19 protein-coding genes and 1 riboswitch are annotated in these 18,944 nt (G+C 57.6%); of the genes, 15 read left to right on the top strand and 4 right to left on the bottom strand.

Annotation, left to right across the window (positions count from 1 at the left end; genetic code table 11):
* Positions 1-34 precede the first annotated feature (34 nt).
* Entirely contained in the window at positions 35-1,330 is a 1,296-nt protein-coding gene (locus ACM66T_RS04705; RefSeq protein WP_416768810.1) for an adenosylmethionine--8-amino-7-oxononanoate transaminase, read from the top strand.
* A gap of 2 nt (positions 1,331-1,332) precedes the next feature.
* Here ACM66T_RS04705 and ACM66T_RS04710 read toward each other — a convergent pair whose 3' ends face one another.
* The 3 genes from ACM66T_RS04710 to ACM66T_RS04720 all read right to left on the bottom strand — a co-directional run bounded on the left by ACM66T_RS04710 (position 1,333) and on the right by ACM66T_RS04720 (position 3,492).
* Positions 1,333-1,911: a class II aldolase and adducin N-terminal domain-containing protein gene (locus ACM66T_RS04710; protein ID WP_231020831.1), complete on the bottom strand. Its 579-nt coding sequence runs from the start codon at positions 1,909-1,911 to the stop codon at positions 1,333-1,335.
* A gap of 67 nt (positions 1,912-1,978) precedes the next feature.
* Positions 1,979-2,290, bottom strand: a complete 312-nt coding sequence (locus ACM66T_RS04715; RefSeq protein WP_231020833.1) for a sulfite:cytochrome C oxidoreductase subunit B — start codon at positions 2,288-2,290, stop codon at positions 1,979-1,981.
* A gap of 11 nt (positions 2,291-2,301) precedes the next feature.
* Positions 2,302-3,492 carry a molybdopterin-dependent oxidoreductase gene (locus tag ACM66T_RS04720; RefSeq protein ID WP_231020842.1) on the bottom strand — a complete coding sequence of 397 codons (1,191 nt, stop codon included), beginning with the start codon at positions 3,490-3,492 and terminating at the stop codon, positions 2,302-2,304.
* 179 nt (positions 3,493-3,671) lie between these two features.
* Between ACM66T_RS04720 and ACM66T_RS04725 the strand changes: the two genes are divergently transcribed.
* The 14 genes from ACM66T_RS04725 (at position 3,672) to ACM66T_RS04790 (ending at position 18,045) form a co-directional block, all read left to right on the top strand.
* The gene (locus ACM66T_RS04725; RefSeq protein ID WP_231020844.1) at positions 3,672-4,559 is read left to right on the top strand and encodes a LysR family transcriptional regulator; all 888 of its coding nucleotides are present in this window, start codon (positions 3,672-3,674) and stop codon (positions 4,557-4,559) included.
* Positions 4,560-4,562: 3 nt separating this feature from the next.
* Positions 4,563-5,495: a 16S rRNA (cytosine(1402)-N(4))-methyltransferase RsmH gene (gene rsmH / locus ACM66T_RS04730; RefSeq protein ID WP_416768811.1), complete on the top strand. Its 933-nt coding sequence runs from the start codon at positions 4,563-4,565 to the stop codon at positions 5,493-5,495.
* Positions 5,485-5,778 carry a hypothetical protein gene (locus ACM66T_RS04735; RefSeq protein WP_231020848.1) on the top strand — a complete coding sequence of 98 codons (294 nt, stop codon included), beginning with the start codon at positions 5,485-5,487 and terminating at the stop codon, positions 5,776-5,778. Before rsmH ends, ACM66T_RS04735 begins: the two co-directional genes overlap by 11 nt.
* On the top strand, positions 5,775-8,882 hold the full coding sequence (locus ACM66T_RS04740; protein WP_416768812.1) for an efflux RND transporter permease subunit: 3,108 nt from the start codon (positions 5,775-5,777) through the stop codon (positions 8,880-8,882). Before ACM66T_RS04735 ends, ACM66T_RS04740 begins: the two co-directional genes overlap by 4 nt.
* A 248-nt stretch (positions 8,883-9,130) precedes the next feature.
* Positions 9,131-9,205: riboswitch (cyclic di-GMP riboswitch) on the bottom strand.
* Between the two features lie 191 nt (positions 9,206-9,396).
* The gene (locus ACM66T_RS04745) at positions 9,397-9,684 is read left to right on the top strand and encodes a DUF2018 family protein (protein ID WP_416768813.1); all 288 of its coding nucleotides are present in this window, start codon (positions 9,397-9,399) and stop codon (positions 9,682-9,684) included.
* A 15-nt stretch (positions 9,685-9,699) separates the two neighbouring features.
* On the top strand, positions 9,700-10,590 hold the full coding sequence (locus ACM66T_RS04750) for a polyprenyl synthetase family protein (RefSeq protein ID WP_416768814.1): 891 nt from the start codon (positions 9,700-9,702) through the stop codon (positions 10,588-10,590).
* A complete protein-coding gene (gene hemA, locus ACM66T_RS04755) occupies positions 10,590-11,834 on the top strand; it encodes a glutamyl-tRNA reductase (protein ID WP_416768815.1) in 1,245 nt (414 codons plus the stop codon). Before ACM66T_RS04750 ends, hemA begins: the two co-directional genes overlap by 1 nt.
* A 6-nt stretch (positions 11,835-11,840) precedes the next feature.
* Positions 11,841-13,547 (top strand): proline--tRNA ligase, encoded by a 1,707-nt coding sequence (locus ACM66T_RS04760; RefSeq protein ID WP_231020856.1) that lies wholly within the window; start codon positions 11,841-11,843, stop codon positions 13,545-13,547.
* Positions 13,544-13,963 carry an FxsA family protein gene (locus ACM66T_RS04765; RefSeq protein ID WP_231020858.1) on the top strand — a complete coding sequence of 140 codons (420 nt, stop codon included), beginning with the start codon at positions 13,544-13,546 and terminating at the stop codon, positions 13,961-13,963. Before ACM66T_RS04760 ends, ACM66T_RS04765 begins: the two co-directional genes overlap by 4 nt.
* A complete protein-coding gene (locus ACM66T_RS04770; protein WP_416768816.1) occupies positions 13,917-14,756 on the top strand; it encodes a thioredoxin domain-containing protein in 840 nt (279 codons plus the stop codon). The genes ACM66T_RS04765 and ACM66T_RS04770 overlap by 47 nt, the downstream gene beginning before the upstream one ends.
* Positions 14,753-15,691: a hydroxymethylbilane synthase gene (hemC, locus tag ACM66T_RS04775; RefSeq protein WP_231020862.1), complete on the top strand. Its 939-nt coding sequence runs from the start codon at positions 14,753-14,755 to the stop codon at positions 15,689-15,691. The genes ACM66T_RS04770 and hemC overlap by 4 nt, the downstream gene beginning before the upstream one ends.
* A gap of 86 nt (positions 15,692-15,777) precedes the next feature.
* Positions 15,778-16,113, top strand: a complete 336-nt coding sequence (locus tag ACM66T_RS04780; RefSeq protein WP_416768817.1) for a cytochrome C — start codon at positions 15,778-15,780, stop codon at positions 16,111-16,113.
* Positions 16,114-16,192: 79 nt separating this feature from the next.
* Entirely contained in the window at positions 16,193-17,581 is a 1,389-nt protein-coding gene (gene argH, locus ACM66T_RS04785; protein ID WP_231020866.1) for an argininosuccinate lyase, read from the top strand.
* A complete protein-coding gene (locus tag ACM66T_RS04790) occupies positions 17,578-18,045 on the top strand; it encodes an OsmC family protein (protein ID WP_231020868.1) in 468 nt (155 codons plus the stop codon). Before argH ends, ACM66T_RS04790 begins: the two co-directional genes overlap by 4 nt.
* Before the next feature lie 293 nt (positions 18,046-18,338).
* Here the strand turns inward: ACM66T_RS04790 and ACM66T_RS04795 are convergent, their stop codons facing one another.
* On the bottom strand, positions 18,339-18,695 hold the full coding sequence (locus tag ACM66T_RS04795; protein ID WP_231020870.1) for a histidine triad nucleotide-binding protein: 357 nt from the start codon (positions 18,693-18,695) through the stop codon (positions 18,339-18,341).
* Between the last annotated feature and the right edge of the window lie 249 nt (positions 18,696-18,944).

Genomic DNA, 18,944 nt, shown 5'->3' on the forward strand with positions numbered 1-18,944 from the left:
AGATTTTCAAAATTCTACTTTTGGGGGGTACAAGATGAACAACCGCGAAATTTCCGAAAGGGACCTGCGCCATATCTGGCATCCGTGTACCCAGATGAAGGATCATGAATTTCTGCCGCTCACACCGATCAAAAAAGGGAACGGCATCTACCTTGAGGATTTTGACGGCAACAGCTACATCGATGCGGTGAGCAGTTGGTGGGTCAACCTCTTCGGCCATGCGAACCCGATCATCTCTTCGGCAGTCAAAACCCAGGCCGAAACGTTAGAGCACGTTATCTTGGCGGGGTTCACCCATGAGCCCGTTGTCCGTCTTTCCGAACGTTTGGCAGCCATGACGCCGGAGGGGCTAACGCGCTGTTTTTACGCGGACAACGGCTCGAGCGCCATAGAAGTCGCCCTGAAAATGGCCTATCACTATTATAAGAATATCGGAAAAGAGCGCCCCCTGTTCATTTCCCTGACCAACAGTTACCACGGCGAGACGATCGGGGCGCTTTCGGTCGGTGACGTGTCGCTTTACAAAGAGACCTACGGACCGCTGCTGCTGCAAACGATCCAGACGCCGGTCCCGGCCGACCAGAGTGAGGCGGCAGCACTGGCCGCGGCGGCGGAACTCGAAACCCTGCTAAAGGCCCGTGCAGAAGAGGTCGCAGCCCTCATTGTCGAACCGTTGATCCAGGGGGCGGGGAACATGCATATGTACCATCCGCGCTACCTGAAAGAGGCTCGGAAACTTTGCGATCAATATGACATTATGTTGATTGCCGATGAAATTATGACGGGATTCGGGCGAACCGGGACGATGTTCGCCTGCGAACAGGCGGGGATTACCCCGGATCTGATGACCCTCTCGAAGGGGTTGACCGGTGGTTATTTGCCGCTTTCCGTTACGATGACAACCGATAAGATCTACGAAGCGTTTTACTGCGATTACAACCTTTATAAGGCATTTTTGCATTCGCACAGTTATACGGGGAACGCCCTTGCCTGTGCCGCGGCCAATGCGACGCTGGATATTTTTGAAGGCGACAACGTGATCGAAGCCAACCGGAAACTCTCGGCATTGATGGCAGAGGGGCTCAAACGTTTTGAAACTCTGCCGAACGTGAAATCGGTACGGCAGACCGGTATGGTCGTGGCGGTGGAGCTGGAGGGGTACGCCCCCGAGGAGCGTATCGGGCTGAAGGTGTTCGACTTCGCACTGGAGCGGGGGGTACTCCTGCGGCCGCTGGGCCCCGTCGTCTACTTCATGCCCCCCTACATTATTAAAGAAGAGGAGCTGGCCTACGTCATGGACACGGCTTACGAGGCGATCACGTCACTCTGATTTTAGGAGAGCATACTCTGCCGGAGCATCAGGATCCGGCAGCTCTTCTCCAGCACGGCCAGCTGTTTGGCCATCTCATGCAGGTCGCGGTTGTAGGCGTAGATGCCGTAGCCGCGGATGACGACCAGTTCCAGATCGGAGTTGATCAGCCGTTTGGGAATTTCTGTGGAGGCGCGCTCGTACCACTGGTCGAAGGAGCGGGGATCGTAGACTTCGACGCGGGGCATCTCCTTGATCCCGAAATAGTCCTGCGGTTCGATGACTTCGTGGAGCAGGCTGTATGCCATCGTATTGGGCGGCATCGAGAAGGTGATGAATTTGGCATCGCTGATCTGGCGGTAGATGCTGTGGTGGATGGCCGCGTCGATACTAGCCTCGTTCCAGCGGTAATCTTTCTGGAAATAGAGTTCGATCAGTTGCGAGTCGTTCATGTGGTCGAAGATGGTGTCTTTCGTGTTGATGATAAAACGGCTGTTGTCGGATTTGGCGGAGACGCTGCCGTGGTAGATGCTGAAGAACTCTTTGCGGAACATCGAGAGGGAGAAAGAGACGAGCTGTTCTTTGAGATGCTGTTTGTTCATAGCGCTATTGTAACGGAAGATAGGTGAATTTTTGTGTGTAAGGAGAAGGGGAGCGGAGGGGCCGGCCTTACGGCTGGCCGTTGCCGTACTGCTCGGCGAGATAGTCGGTAATGAGGGCCTGGTCCTCTTTGGTAATGGGTGCTTTAAACGCGTCAACCATTTTTTCGACTTTCTCTTTCCAGAAGCTGCGGGACTGTTTGCCCTGGTTCAGGATGTAGCCGAAAGAGTGGCAGGTCAGACAGTTGGCCTGGACGAGGTCGAAGTGTTTGCCCATCTTAATCTCAAATGGGACATAAGGGACTTCGACGTCCTCGTTCAGGACGGCGTGGAGATTAAGGGCGCCGAGGCTCAGCAGGGCGGCAAAGATTGTTTTTTTCATAAAGGCTCTCCTTAGACTACTTCGACGGTAACGACGTCGATTCCGTTAAATTTGTAACCGCCGTGGTTCCACTTGATATCTTTGGCAAAGGGCTGCTCTTCGCCGGCGCGGTTGATCGCCTTGGCCATGATGGTCTGCTTGCCGTACTTCTTCGGTTTGAAGTCATAGGTGAACGCGCGGAAGGCGTAGCGTCCCATATCGTCACCGAGGGTCGCCTCCTGCCACGTTTTGCCGTCGTCAAAGGAGAGCATGACCGCTTTGATGCCCGCGCCGTAGTCGAAGGCAACCCCGCGGATCGTCGCATAGGAGTTGTGGTAGAGCGTTTCGCCGTTTGTCGGGTAGCCGATGAAGGATTTGACATTCATCTTCGTGATCGGCTTGGTCGGAACGTGCTCGCCCGGCTTCTGGCATTCGCAGTCGTTGTCCGGCACGCGGTAGGCCTTGTCCATAAAGAAGAGGTGCTGGTAGTCGCTGGTGACGGTCAGGTTGCTCAGCATTTTGACCCAGCTGTCGGAGTAGGTGCCCGGGATGACGAGGCGGACCGGGTAGCCGTTGAGGTACGGCAGGTCCTCGCCGTTCATCTCATAGGCAACGATGACGTGGTCACCGATCTCCTCAAGGTGCAGTTCGCGGACAAAGTTCGGCGTTTCGTAGTAGGCGGCCGTTTCGGATCCGTTGAACCCGACCCATTCCGCCTCTTTTTTCAGACCGGCACGCTCAAGGATGTCGCGCAGACGCACACCTTTCCAGCGTGCACATCCCATGGCGCCGCTGCCCCACTGGATACCGCCGGCCGTCGGCTTGAAGGCGGAGCGGCTGTTACCGCCGCACTGCAGGACGGCATAGACTTCGACCGGTTCGAAGTCATGCTTCAGCTGGTCGACGGAGAGAGAGAGCTCGCGCTCGACGAGGCCGTTAACCTTGATGCGGAAGGTTCCCAGGTCGATGTGCGTCGGAATGTCCGGCATGTGCCAGCGTACGAAGAACATGTCGTTCGGCGTGACCGGGTGGGCAAAGACGTAGCGCGGGGATTCGAGCAGCGGCGGGCGGTCGGAGTAGGTGATCATCGGCCGTTTCTGCGGGAACGGAATGGAGGAGATTTTGCGGTTATCGACGGGCTGGCCCGCGGCGAAGGCTTCGGGGCCCAGCGCGGTCACGCCGGCACCGGCCAGCGCGCCTTTAAGGAAAGATCTGCGTTTCATGATTTGAGGACCTTGAGACGATATAAAATCGTTTGATAAAAATTATGTCCGTATTTTATCAAAAAGATATAGTTAAGAAAAATAAAACCAAAATGATATAATGTGCAATAAAACTGTACTTAATGGATCGCGTTTCCCCCGGGAAACAGGGGCACAGAGAGGTGCAGGAGGAGGGTGAGATGTATACGCTGAAACAGCTGGAACTTTTTCTCGATCTGGGGCGGAGCGAAAAGATTATCGATACGGCCAAAAAGTTCGGGCTGAGCCAGTCGGCGGTTTCGATGGCGATCAAGGAGCTCGAGCGCCTGCTCGACGGCCCGCTGTTCGAGCGGATCGGCAAACGGCTGGTCCTCAACGGGCGGGGGGCGATGCTGATGCGCAGCGCCCAACCGCACGTCGATGCCCTGCACGCCCTCTACGACCAGATGCGCAGCGATTCGCTGCGCGGGGAGCTCCGCCTGGCGGCCAGTGTGACGATCGCGGAGTACTTCATCCCGACGCTGGTCTGCAACTATATGGAGCAGAACGAACATGTCAGTATCTCGCTCAAAAGCGCCAACACCGCCGACGTCATCCGCAAAGTCACCTCCGGGGAAGTCGATATCGGCTTTATCGAGGGGGAGGGGATCCTTGAAGAGGTCGAGAGCCGGGTGTTGATGCGCGACGAGCTGGTCGTGCTCACAAGCGACAAGGCACTGGCAGAGCGGGGGCCGTGGTTTATCGACCAGCTGGCATCGCGGCCGTGGATCATGCGGGAAAAAGGCTCCGGGACCCGGGCCGTCTTCCTCAACGCGATCAGCCCCGTCGACCAGGAGCTCAACATGGTGATGGAGCTGGAGCATATCGAGTCGATCAAAAACTTCCTGCTGGCCAAGCCCGATTATCTCAGCGTTCTGCCGCGCATTTCAGTCAGAAGGGAACTGGAAGAGGGGCACCTGTTCGAGATCGCGATCAAGGCGCACCACTTCGAGCGCGACTTCACGATGATCTCCCGCAGCCAGCAGACGCTGCTGCCGCTGCAGACCCATTTCCAGGAGTACCTCTTAAGTTCCATCGGGCTACAATAGCGCATGCAGAACATCCCCCATATTCCGGTACTTTACCGAGAAGTTACCGAAGCTTTTTCCGGCTGCGAAGCGGGCATCGTCGTCGACTGTACCATGGGGTACGGCGGGCACAGCAGCCTGCTGCTCGAAGCGAACCCGAACCTCCGTCTGGTCGGCATCGACCAGGACGAGACGGCGATCCGTTTTTCGACGGAGCGGCTGGCCCCGTTCGGAGAGCGCGTCGAGATCCGTAAGGGGCGCTTTTCCGCCGTGCTGGAGACGATCGTGCGGGATTACGGCGCGGAGCAGATCCGGGGGGTGCTCGCGGATATCGGCGTCTCTTCGCTGCAGCTGGACGAGAAGGATCGCGGTTTCTCCTTTGAGAGCGAGACGCTGGATATGCGGATGGACCCCTCGGCCCCGCTGGATGCCGCGACCGTCGTCAATACCTACGCCGAGGCGGAACTCGAGCGCATCCTGCGCGACTACGGCGAGGTCCCCAACGCGCGCAAGATCGCGCAGGTGATCGCTTCGCAGCGCCCCTTTACCTCCGCCAAAGCGCTCGCCGAGGCGGTCCGCCCCTATGCCCCCCGCGGCAAGAAGATCCACCCGGCGACACTGGTGATGCAGGCGATCCGCATCGAGGTGAACGACGAACTGGGGGAGCTGAACCGCCTGCTCGACGTCTGCGAACGCGCCTGCTTCCCCGACGCGGTTATCGGAATCATTTCGTTCCACTCCCTCGAAGACCGCATTGTCAAACAGCGGTTCGCGCAGTGGAGCCGCAACTGCATCTGCCCCAGCGACGCGATGCGCTGTACCTGCGGCAACGACCACGCCATCGGGCGCCCCCGGCCGAAAAAGCCGATCACGGCACAGGCGGACGAACTCAAAGAGAACCCCCGCAGCCGCAGTGCGAAACTGCGGCTTTTTGAGATGAACTGCCATGGACGATAAAGCCAACCTCCTTGAGGAGACCGGCAGCGCCATTGTTACCCGCAAAGGAATAGGCCTGCGGTTTCTGTTCAGCATGCTGATGGTCTTCGGGATCGTCTGGATGCTGCTCTTCCCGAAGATCTACCTTCAAAACAGCATCTACTACAAAAGCCGCGACATTGCGACGATGCAGCGCGAATACGAGACGCTCAAAGAGGAGAACCTCGTCATCAAGCGGCGGGTGGAGGCGCTGAAGTTCAAAAACCAGGTGCTCGACACCCTCTTTGTCGAGGAGCAGCCGTGATCGCACGCCTCATCGAGTTCGCGCTGAACAAACCGCTGCTCAACCACATGCTGCTGCTGTTCGTGCTGCTCCTCTCCGTCTTCGCCTACCTTAACATTCCCAAAGAGATCTTCCCGCCGATCCAGATGGACAAGATCACGATCACCGGAGGCTACGCCGGGGCGAGCGCGGATGTCCTGGATAAAATGGTCGTCACCACGATCGAGGACGAGCTGGGGAATATCAGCGAACTGGAGACGGTGACGACGACGATCAAAAACGGCGCGTTCACCATCACGGCCGACATCAAGCCGGGATCGCAGAACATCAACGTGCTCAACGACGTCAAGGATATCATCGCCCAGACGAAGCGGGACCTCCCTTCGGACATGAACGAACCCATCGCGCAGATCCATGAAGAGACGATCCCGCTGGTGCTGGTGGCCATCGCCGGTGAGGCGCCCATGACCGAACTCCTTGCGCGCGCCGATGAGCTCAAAAGCGCGCTGTCGCGCTACAAGGAGCTCAGCGACATTACGATCCGGGGCGATTCCGACGACGAACTCGTCTTCCGCATCGATCCGGACAAACTGGACGCCTACGGCCTCTCCACCGACGCCGTGGTCGCAGCGCTGCAGAATCTCAGTTCCATTTTTCCCGTCGGCACCATCAAGCGGCGGGGCGAACACCTTTACATCAGCACCTACAACGGCGAAAAAGATGAAACGGCGATCGAGAATACGGTTATCGGCGTCGGCGGCAAGCGGGTGAAAATCGGCCAGATCGCTACGGCCACCTTCGAGCTGGGCGACGCGACGGAGCTGTCGCACTACAATGGGGTTCGCAACGTCTCCGTCAACATCACCAAGTCAAAATCGGGCAACGCCATCGCCCTGGCCAAACAGATCCGCGAAACCCTCAAGGGCTTCGAAAAACGCTACCCGGACCTGCAGTTCGCGGTCTACACCGACACTTCGGTCTGGATCAAGAACCGTCTCAATACGGTCGTCTCCAACATCATCGTCGGGCTGATTCTCGTCTTCGCCGCCATGCTTATCTTCGTCAACCGCGGCATCGCGCTCGTCGTGGCGATGGGGATCCCGATGAGTTTCATGATCGGGCTGATCGCGACGGAGATGATCGGCTATTCGCTCAACATGCTCTCCCTGCTCGGCGCCCTGATCGCCCTGGGGATGCTCGTCGACGAAGCGATCGTCGTGGCGGAGAACATCTACCGCCACATGGAGGAGGGGATGCCACGGCGTCAGGCGGCGATCCAGGGGGCGGTGGAGATGTTCCCCGCCGTGCTGACGGCGACGCTGACGACGGTTTTTGCCTTTTTGCCGATGCTGCTGATCAGCGGGGAGATGGGGACTTTTATCAAGATCCTGCCCGTGATGATCACCATTTTGCTGCTCAGCTCCCTCTTCGAAGCCTTCTTCTTCCTGCCGCTGCATGCGCACGAACTGCTGCGCCTGCGCCGGGAGAGCCATGTCAGCCACAGTATCTGGGAACACCTCTACCGCTGGTACGACAAAACGCTGCACCTCCTTTTCCGCCGCCGCAAACGCTCCCTTTTCCTGATCGTCGGCACCATCGCTGCGTTGACGGCGGTGATGGTGTCGCAGAGCCGTTTTCAGCTTTTCCCGCCCTTCGACGTGACCCAGGTCTACGTGACGGGGAAGGTCAATATCAACAACGAGCTCGAAGATACGGAGCAGAGGGTTGCGGCCATCGAGCGGATGTTGCTGGAGAAGCTTGACCCCGAAGAGTACTCCTCGGTGACGGCGGTGATCGGGATGCGTCTGGATGCGAAGAACAAGGCGGAAATCGGCGAGAACCTCTTCCAGGTCTTCATCGACCTGCACGAACGCGCACCGGATAACTGGTACAACCGATATATCAATCCCATCTTCTCGATCGAATATAACGCCGACGTGCTCAAACGGCAGCGTGATGCCAAGCGGATCAGCGAAGACGTCAAACAGTGGCTCGAACCGCTCGCCCAACGCACGGAAGATGACGGGACCAAGACCTTCGAGAACTTCAACGTTACCGTCCCGGGAACGGGGGTCGTCGCGCACGATATCGAGCTCGCGCTCGAGGGCAAGGATGATGCGGAGCTGGCGATGGGCGTGAAAGTGCTGGAAGCAGCCCTAGCCGACGTGACGGGGGTCTATAACATTTCCGATGATGCCGATCTCGGGGAGCGGGAGCTGAAACTGCGCATCAACGACTACGGTTACGACCTGGGGCTTACCGAGGCGGATATCAGCCGTCAGCTGCGCGCCCACTACCTCAAAGGCGAATACGGCAAGATGTTCAGCGCCAGCGGCCTGGTGCGCATCCGCATCGAGAGCGTGCAGAAAGATGACCCCGAGAGCCTGGAGAGCTTCCGCATCCAACTCCCGAACAGTACCCAGACCGTGGCCCTGCGCGACGTCGCCGACTTCATCTATACGCAGGCATACGTGACGATCGAAAAAGAGGACGGTGCGCGTATCCGCAGCGTCTATGCGTCTTTGGACAAGGATATCCGGACATCGTCGGAGGTGATGACGGCGATCGCACCGACGCTGGATCGCCTTCAAAAGGAGGGGTTCCATATCGAGATCAAGGGGGAGGAGAAGGAGAACGCCAAGACGCAGCGGGAGATGTCCCAGGCGGCGGCCGTCGCGATCTTCCTGATCTTCATAACCCTCGTCTGGCTGTTCGATTCGTTGGTACTGGCCCTGATCGTCCTCAGCACGATCCCCCTGGTCCTCGTCGGTGTCTATGTCGGCCACTGGTTGATGGGGCTCTCCATCACGATGCCGAGCCTGATCGGGGCCGTGGGGCTGGCGGGGGTCGTCGTGAACGACGGCCTGATCATGGTGAGTTTTATCCGGCAGGCCAGGGACAGCGAAGCGTTGATGCGGCGGGCGCGGACCCGCCTGCGGCCGATCCTGATGACGTCGATCACGACGGTACTCGGGCTCATGACGCTGATCTTTTTCGCTTCGGGTCAGGCACAGATACTGCAGCCGATGGCGGTGTCGCTGGGATACGGGATATTATGGGCAACGGTACTGAACTTGTTCTATGTACCGTTGCTTTATGCCGTCATCTACCGTATCAAACGGTAGCGACGCGCTTTGAAATGAGAGGAGAAAAGGAAGTGCGGTAGGGAAGGAAGCCGACACTTCCCTCCCTGTGATTAAACGGACACTCAAAATCATACAGACCTGCCGTCCGCACAGACGTCAGCGTCCGTATGATGGCATCAGGTTGAGTAGTAAGGAGTGTACCGTCACCTTATGTTGAACCGAGAATTGTGTGCTAATTAGTAGAGCGTGTGCAAGACACTCGAGGAGTAGAAGACCTTAGTTTATGTTTAGGCAACCCGGCCGTCTCAGTGAGACCCGTGGCTTTCCGTCCCCGTTTCGCAACGAGTTTGGCATTATCTACATAATTAAGCAACAACAGATTGTTATAAGTTACAGCTTACAGTTCCATTAAAATATGATTTTTTTCTAGCTTTATTTTTTTATCGGATCGTAAAGTAGCGATGGGCAAAGTCCGGACGGTGATTATGAGTTGAGGAGATGCACTTAAGCCCAAAAGGGGTATAATCACGAATTATTTTCAAGGTAACACAAGATGTACGAAGCACTTTTTGAAGACGAAGGCGATATCTTCGGCGGTTCACCCCGCAGTAAATTCATGGACGTAATCTTCAACGCCAACCGTTCCGTCGCCGAAGGGGAGCTCCAGCGCCTCATCGAGCGCCTGGCGGCAATGGAGAAACTGCTCGGCCAGACCATGGACGACGCGACGATCGACCGCACGATCAAACAGCTTCAGTTCGAAGAAGCGGATGCCGTCAATGCCATGGCGAAGGAACTCTATATCGAGTCGATGGGCAACGTCCTCAGTCAAAGCGAATAGGGGGAAGGCGCCGAGATGGTCGAAGCGGTAGCGCGCAGAATGCAGGAGATGGTCGCAGCGGTGGGATACCCGTACGCGACCGGGCTTTTTGAAACACTGTCCGGCGGCAAGCGCCTCCGTGCCCGCCTGATCATGATGATCGCGGGGGAGGAAGATGCCGCGGTGACGCTGGCGGCGGTGATCGAATTGATTCACGCCGCGAGCCTTCTGCATGACGATGTCATCGACGAGGCGCAGCTGCGCCGGGGTAGCCCTTCTGTCAATGCGACCGAGGGGAGCAAACAGGCGGTGATGCTCGGCGATATCCTCTACTCCAAGGCGTTCAGCGAACTGACGCAGTTCGACGCCCGGATCGCCAAGACGGTCGCGGATGCCGTTACGTCGCTCTCGGTCGGCGAGATGATGGATGTGCAGATGGCGAAATCATTCAATGAGGATGAAGCGCGCTATCTGCAGATGCTCTATCTCAAAACGGGGGTCCTGATCGAGGCGGCCGCGAAGAGTGCGGCGATGCTGGCCGGCAAAGACGCCGAGGCGTACGCGCTCTACGGCAAGAACCTCGGCGTCGCCTTCCAGATCATCGACGATATCCTCGACATCGTTTCCGATGAAGCGACACTGGGCAAACCGGCGATGAACGACTACGTCGAAGGCAAATGCACCCTGCCGTATATCCACCTCTACCGCACGCTCGACGGTGAGGCGCGCGAACGCCTCCTCGCCCTGCACGGCAAAAGCGCGACGGCGGAGGAGACCCGCTGGCTCCAAGCGGGGCTGGAGAGCAGCGGGGCGGTCAAAGCCGCCTACGCCCGGGCCCGTGCGCTCAGTGACGAGGCCAGGGATGCCATCCGCGGTGACGCGGCCCTCGAGGCAGTCTTGGAATCCATGATGCAAAGAACGTTCTGATGCACTATCTTATCCTCAGTTTTACGCATAAAAATACAACGCTCCCCATCCGGGACAAGCTGGCGTTTAACGATGATGCTGCCAAAGAGACCTTTCTTGCCCGTACCCTCGAAGCCCCCTATCTGAACGAAGCGTTCGTCCTCTCCACCTGTAACCGTATTGAACTGATCAGCAGCTGCAACAACCCAGGTGAAGCGGCCAAGCACCTCTTTATGTTGCTGCATGAGCATTCGGGGATCAGCCTCAACGAGCTGGAGGGCCGGGCGGAGCTTTTCGAGGACCAGGGGGCGATCCATCACCTCTTCAGCGTCGCCAGTTCCCTTGATTCGCTCATCGTCGGCGAGACGCAGATCGCCGGCCAGCTCAAAGACGCCTATCGTTTCGCCCTGGAACGGGGACATTGCGGCGACAAACTGACCCGGGCGGTCAACTACGCCTTCAAATGCGCGGCCGAAGTGCGCAACCAGACCGATATCTCCTCCAAGCCCGTCTCCGTCGCCAGTGTCGCCGTGGCGGCCGCGCGCCGCGCCTTTGGTACGCTGTCGGGCAAGCGGGCGCTGGTCATCGGTTCGGGAGAGATGTCGGTTATTGCCGCGCGTACCCTGAAAAACCACGGGGCCGAGGTCAGCCTGATGAACCGTACGATGGCAAAGGTCGAAGCGCTGGCCGAAGAGGTGAAAGGGACGCTTGTACCCTTTACGCGCCTCAAAGACGTCCTGGGCGAGTACGATATGATCTTTACGGCAACGAGCGCGGAAGAACCCATCATCGGCGGGAAGATCGGTCTGAAAAAAGAGCGGGAGTGCCACTGGTTCGATATGGCGGTTCCGCGGGATATCGGCGACATCGACCATGCGATGGTGACGGTGCACCGGGTGGACGACCTGAAAAACACGGTCGACGAGAATATCATGCTGCGCGAAGAGGAGGCCAAGGCCTCCTTCGCCATCGTCGGGCGTTATACGGCGGAGTTCTACGCCTGGCTCAAATCGCTCAACATCGAACCGCTGATCAAGGAGCTCTACCGCCGTGCCGACACGGCGGCCGCGACGGAAGCGGCCCGCGTTGTCGGCAAGGGGTATGTGCCCGAGGCGTATGAAGCGCAGGCGCAGAAGATGGCCCTGCAGGCGATCAAGCGATTCCTGCACCCGCAGGTACAGCAGCTGCGCAAAGCAGCTGACGAAGGCGACATCGACGCCATGATCGATTCGATGGCATTTATTTTAGACATGAGTGAGGAGTAACCGACAATGCGTATGTCCCAGGCTTTTATCCCGACGGAGAAGGAGGCGCCCAAAGATGCGGCGCTCCCGAGCCACATCTATCTGACCCGGGCCGGGTTTATCGCCCAGGTCGCCAGCGGGCTGTACAACCTGATGCCTTTGGGCAAGCGGGTGCTGAAAAAGATCGAAGCGATCATCAACGAAGAGATGGCACGTGCCGGTGCGCAGGAGGTGGACCTCAGTTTCGTCACCCCGGCGGAGCTGTGGGAAGAGAGCGGCCGGATCGAGAAGTTCGGCAAGGAACTGCTGCGCTTCCGTGACCGCAAAGAGAACCTCTTTGTCCTGGGACCGACCCATGAAGAGATGATGGTCAACCTCGTACGCAACCGCGTCAACAGCTACAAGCAGCTGCCGCTGAACCTCTACCAGATCAAGACGAAGTTCCGCGACGAGGCGCGCCCGCGTTTCGGCCTGATGCGCGCACGTGAATTCGTCATGAAAGACGGCTACAGCTTCCACACCTCCTACGAGGACCTCGACCGCGAGTTCGATGCGATGGAAGCGGCCTACAAACGCGTCCTGGAGCGGCTGGGGCTTGATTTTCGCATCGTCGAGGCCGACAGCGGCGCGATCGGCGGGTCGGGCTCGAAGGAGCTGATGGTCCTTGCCGACAGCGGCGAAGATACCCTTGCCGTCTGCGACCGCTGCGAATACGGGGCCAACATCGAGGCCGCCAGACGTTCGGAACGTACGACGATTCCCGAGGCGCCGGAGGCGGACTTCAACAAGTTCGCGACGCCGGGCATTAAGAGCATCGAGGAGCTTGGCGGCTTCTTCCACGTCGACCCCTACTACACCCTTAAGGCCGTGGCGAAGCGGGCGATCTACGAAGAGGGGGACGAAGTCGTCGTCTTCTTCCTGCGCGGCTGCGACGACCTGCAGGAGGTCAAGGCGACGAACGCCTGCGGTGCGCTGGATCTCGTCGATGTCAACGAAGAGGAACTTTCGGCGCTCGGGCTGGTACCGGGCTTCATCGGGCCGCTGGACTTGGATGCCGTGCGTACGATCTTTGACTGGGACGTCAAAGGGGCGGCCAATATGATCTGCGGCGCCAACGAGGCCGATTTCCACTATGTCGGCGTCGATCTTTCGGTCCTTCCGGAAGAGGCGCAGTATGCCGCGCTTTATGAGGTCAAAGAGGGCGACGGCTGCCCGGTCTGCGACGGAAAGCTCTCCTATACGAAAGGGATCGAGGTCGGGCATATCTTCAAGCTCGGCACCGTCTACTCCGCACCGCTGGGGGCGCAGTTCCTCAACGAGAACGGGAAAGCGGAACCTTTCGTGATGGGCACCTACGGTATGGGTGTGAGCCGCCTTATCGCCGCGGTCATCGAGCAGCACCATGACGAGAAGGGGTGCGTCTGGACCAAGGCGACGGCACCCTATCTGGTTAACCTGATGATCTCCAACATCAAAGACGAGGAGCAGGTGGCCCTGGCCGAGAGCCTTTACGCTTCGCTGCAGGATGCGGGTGTTGACGTCATCATGGACGACCGCAAGGAGCGTTTCGGGTTCAAGGCGAAAGACGCGGAACTGGTCGGCTACCCGCTCACCGTTATCATCGGCAAGGAGCTCGCCAACGGCATCGTGCAGTTCTTCGACCGAGCCGAAGATACAAAGACGGATGTTCCCTCTTCCGAAGCCCTCGCGCGCATTATGGAGTGGATCGGATGATCTACTTTCTCCTCTATCTTTTCCTGGAAGTGCTCGTTTCCGTTAAGATCGCTTCGGCGATCGGCGGGGTATGGACCTTCGTCGAGCTGATCGCGAGCGCCCTGGTGGGCATCGTGATCCTGGCGAACTTCCGGGGAACGCTGGCGGAGAATATCAACGCGCTGAACCAGGCGCGTATCGACCCCTTCGAATTTCAGCAGCTTAACCTCTTTACCATTCTAGGCGCTTTTCTGCTGATCGCCCCCGGTTTTCTCACGGATATTTTCGGCGTACTGCTTCAGTTCAGCGTCATAACGAAGATGTTGGTTAACCGATTTGTGTCACAATCCAAGCACGATTCATCAACTCACAACACTCAAAAGGATGACCATGTCATTGATGTCGAAATTGTCAGCGACGATGCTGATAAGCGCTAGCCTTTTTGCCGCAACGAACAGCGAAGTCGAAACCTTTCTCAAGAACAACCTTTCCAAGAATCCCGCCATCAGCTCTTTGACGGTCAAAGTCGTCGAGCGTCAACCGCTTGAGGGCATGAAAGGGTGGGACAGTTTTGTCGTGTCGCTCGATGCCAAGGTGAAGCAGGGCAAGGATGAGCGCGAAGTGAAGCAGCGCGTCATCTATTTCGCCAACGACAAGGTGATCACCGGCGAACTGACCGACATGAAAACGGGCAAAAGCCTTCGCGATGCCGTCGCCCCGAAATTCAAAGCCGAGTATTACAAAAAAGAGAACCTGATTTACGGGAATGCGAATGCAAAGCACAAGGTCGCGATCTTCTCCGACCCGCTTTGCCCTTTCTGCCGCAATTACGTTCCGAAGGCGGTGGAGTACATGAAGCAGTACCCGGAGACCTTCGCCGTCTATTACTACCATTTCCCGCTTGAACGCCTCCACCCCGCGGCACCGACGCTGACCCGCGCAGCAGTGGCCGCAGAGCTCCAGGGGCGCAAAGATGTCATGCTCTCGCTCTACAAGGTGCCGACGACGATCACGCGCGAAAAGGATGAGCAGAAGATCCTCGATGCTTTCAACAAAGCCGTCAACACGAACCTGAAAATCAGTGATCTGCATGCCGCGGCGGTCAACGCCCAGGTTGCATCGGATGACGCCGTCATCGAATCCCTGATGGTCAGCGGCACGCCGACGGTCTATTTCGACGGCGAAAAAGATGCAACCAAAAACCGTTACAAGGGAGTCAACGTTAAATGAAGAAACTCGTCATCGCAACCCGCGGAAGCAAGCTGGCACTCTGGCAGTCCGAACATATCAAGGCCGTTCTCGAGGAGCAGAACCCCGGTCTGGAAGTGTCGCTTAAAATCGTCGTGACCAGCGGCGACAAGATCCTCGACGTGCCGCTGGCAAAGATCGGCGGCAAGGGGCTCTTTCTCAAAGAGATCGAAGAGACGATGCTGGGCGGCGAAGCCCAGCTGGCGGTCCACTCGCTCAAAGACGTACCGACGCAGATGCCCGACGGGCTTCTGCTGGCTGCCATTACCGAACGCGAAGACGACCGCGACGCGATGCTGAGCGAAAAATATGCCAGCGTCGATGCCTTGCCCGAGGGGGCGGTCGTCGGGACCTCGTCGCTGCGCCGCCGGATGCAGATCCTGGCCCTGCGCCCGGACCTGACCATCAAGGACCTCCGCGGGAATGTCGATACCCGCATCCGAAAGCTCAAAGAGGGCGAGTACGATGCCATCATCCTCGCTTCGGCCGGGATCAACCGCCTGGGGCTGCTCGACAGCGTCGAGTACGTCTACCCGATCGCGCTGGGCGATATGGTGCCTGCCATGGGACAGGGCGCACTCGGAATCGAAGCCGTTGATGACCCGGAAGTCCTTGAGATCGCCCGGGGGCTTGAAGATACGAATACCCGTATCGAAACGACGATCGAACGCGAATTTGTCGATACCCTGCAGGGCGGATGCCAGGTGCCGATCGGCGTCAATGCCACCGTCCTCGAAAACGGTCAGGTGCTGACCCAGGCGATTGTCGGGCTTCCCGACGGCACGGAAGTGCTTGCCGAATCGGTCGAAGTACCTAAAGATGCCGTCGATAATCTCGGCCGAAAAATGGCGGAGACGTTCATTGAACAAGGTGCCCGGGAACTGCTTGCCAGGGCCGAAGAGATGGCGTTTAAGTAGCCTGTTACAAAAGTGTCACAATTAAGGCCCGCATAATAATATATAATGTATTCTTGTGTGACACCTCCCTTGGATAAAGGATGCGAATGAAGAAGGTCGTTTTCTCTGTTCTTATTACGGCACTGATGACGGGTGTTGTCAGTGAAGCTGCCGTGTACAAAGGTCAGCGCGAGTTTCATAAACAGTGTAAAGCCTGTCATGACGACGGCCAGGATATCGCCTTTACCTACAAACGCAGAACATGGAAAAAGATGATGAAGAACCATGGCGAAGGCCTGGCTGAAATTCACCTCAATAACGACAAAGCGAAGAAGTCCTGGAAATACTTCAAAAGCAAGAAGTACCAGAAAAATTCGAAGCACCTGAAGGACTTCATGGTCGAATACGCCAAGGACAGCGGGAACGTTCCCGCCTGTAACTAAAACCTCCGGGCCTCTGGGCCCTTTCTGCACTTTAAACCCTATTCGCTAAAATACCGTATTTTATTTTGGAGACAGAGCTATGGAAAAAATGTGGTCCGGCCGTTTCAGTGCCTCAGCCTCGTCACTTCTAGACCAGTTTAACGCCTCGATCATGTTCGACCGCGAACTGTACCGGGAAGATATCGAAGGTTCGCTCGCACACGCCGCCATGCTGCAGAGCCGCGGTATCCTGAGTGCGGATGAGCTCGAGGCGATCCGCGGGGGACTGGCACAGGTCCGCGAAGAGATCGAAGCGGGCAGTTTTGAGTGGAATATCAGCGACGAAGACCTGCATATGGCGATTGAAAAGCGTCTTACGGCGCTCATCGGGGATGCCGGAAAGAAACTGCATACGGCCCGCAGCCGCAACGACCAGGTGGCCGTCGACTTCCGCCGCTATGTCCTGCGCAAGAACCTGGAGATCGTCGGCCAGCTCAAAACCCTGATGCAGACCCTCGTCGACATTGCCGGCAAGCATACAGAGACGCTGCTGCCGGGGATGACGCACCTGCAGCATGCCCAGCCGATCAATTTCGGTTTCCATCTGCTGGCATACGCGAGCATGTTCAAACGGGACATCGACCGTCTCCTCTCGAGCCGCCAGCGCAACAACGTCTCCCCGCTGGGCTGCGCCGCCCTGGCCGGGACGCCGCACGACATCGACCGCAACCTGACCGCCAACGCGCTGGGGTTCGACAGCGTCAGCGTCAACTGCCTCGATACGGTCAGCGACCGCGATTTCGCCCTGGAGATCCTCTTTAACATCTCGACGATGATGATGCACGTCTCCCGCCTCAGCGAAGAGCTGATCCTCTGGTCGAGCTACGAGTTCGGCTTTGTTGAGCTCTCCGATGAGTATTCGACGGGCTCCTCCATCATGCCGCAGAAGAAGAATCCGGATGTCCCGGAACTGCTGCGGGGCAAAACGGGCCGCGTCTACGGCGCGCTGATGGGGCTGCTCACGGTGATGAAGGGGCTGCCGCTCGCTTATAACAAGGATACCCAGGAGGACAAAGAGGGAGTCTTCGACGCCGTTGCCACGGCGCACATCTCTCTTGAGATCCTGAACGAAGCGCTCAAGACGATGACGGTCAAACCGGAGAACATGCTGGCTGCTTCAAAGAAGGGACACCTGAGCGCTACAGACCTGGCCGACTACCTCGTCGAGCGCTGTGGGGTGCCGTTCCGCGAGGCCCACTTTATTACGGGCAAGGCCGTCGCCCGGGCCGAAGCGCTCGGAATAGACCTGAGCGAGATCGCTTACGGTGAGCTCAAGGCCATCGACGAACGTATCGGCGAGGACGTGATCCCCCATCTTCAGCTGGCGCACTCCATGAACGCCCGTACCTCCTCCGGCGGAACGGCGACGGTGCGCACGCTCGAACAGATCGTGCACTTCGAAAACTACCTGAAGGAGCTTGATTTATGAAAGTAACGATTTCCCACCTGGACGAGATGCGCTTCGAGGCGAAAACGGACCGCGGACAGAGCTTTGTCATTGACTGCCCGGTTATCTCCCCGATTGAATACTTCCTCTCCGGCCTTGTCGCCTGTACGACCAGCGACCTCATTGCCATCCCGAAAAAGCAGGGCAAGACGGTCACCAACCTCAGTGTCGACGGCGAGGTCGTGCGCAACGAAACGCCGCCGTGCAAGTTTAATACCCTGCACCTCGACTACCGCTTCGACTCCGACGCCGACGATATGACGGCGCTGCGCTGGGTCATGGGAAGCATCGAAACCTACTGCTCGACGATCAATACCGTCCGTGATACGACGAAGATCACCTACTCCGTGACGCACAACGGCAACGTCCTGCGTGAGAATGAGGAGATCATCAGCGGGCAGGGCGGCAATATCGACTTCGGTGAAATCGAAGCCTGCCCCAGCTAAGGCTTATCTGCCTCAATATGCCGCAAACCTTTTTTAGGTTCTTTGTTCCCCTTCTTTTTTGTTTGTCCAAAAAAGAAGCCGAACCGGGAAGAAAAAAGGACAATGCGGCTGCCGCATGTAATACACTCACACGCACTTCAACCGTCCTATTACGTGGACACTCCATGCCGAAATTTTTTGTAATGTTTTTTAGTGGGGAGAGTTGAAAGCGCAGGCCTTCTGCGCGTGGGCTTGCTGCCGAAGCAAACCCAGTGTTAACGTAGGCATCCGGACTTTGTTCGGAAGCCGTGCGATTAAAGGAAGTCTTTCGGGTCCGCGTCCGCGAAGTGGCCCCAGCGCAGTCTGGCGCCGCCGAGGATGTGGAAATGGAGGTGTTTGACCTCCTGGCCGCCGTTTTCGCCGATGTTCGTAATAACGCGGTAGCCGCTCTCTTTGATATCGACCTTCTCGACCACTTCCTGGATAAAAGCAGTCATGCCCGCCATCATCTCCGGCGTCACCTCGTTGAAGCTGTCAACATGGGTTCTGGGAATGGCGAGCACGTGAACGGGGGCCTTGGGATTGATGTCGTGAAAGGCGACGAAGTCGTCGTTTTCGTGCACCGTGTTGGCACTCAGTTCATTGTTGGCGATTTTGCAGAAAAGACACATGAATGTTCCTTGAAAGAGCGTTTTTGTGATTGTAGCATAGAAGCCTTTGAGGCTGACCTGCTTTGAATTGGAGGGTATCGTATTGATTTTAAAGAAGAGCATTTCAGAGAAAAAGCGCCGAGGGCGCGCGAGCGCTCCGAGAGCACTTCTTCCAGAGCGCCCGCTGCTGATGCAGCGAAGCGGAATTCCGCAGGGCATAGCGCGAGGACAACGCGAACTTAGCGTTAGGGGCTTTGCTCCTGCAGTGTA

Origin of the sequence: Sulfurimonas sp. ST-25 (genome assembly GCF_048079205.1) — a bacterium.
Lineage (GTDB): Bacteria > Campylobacterota > Campylobacteria > Campylobacterales > Sulfurimonadaceae > Thiomicrolovo > Thiomicrolovo sulfuroxydans.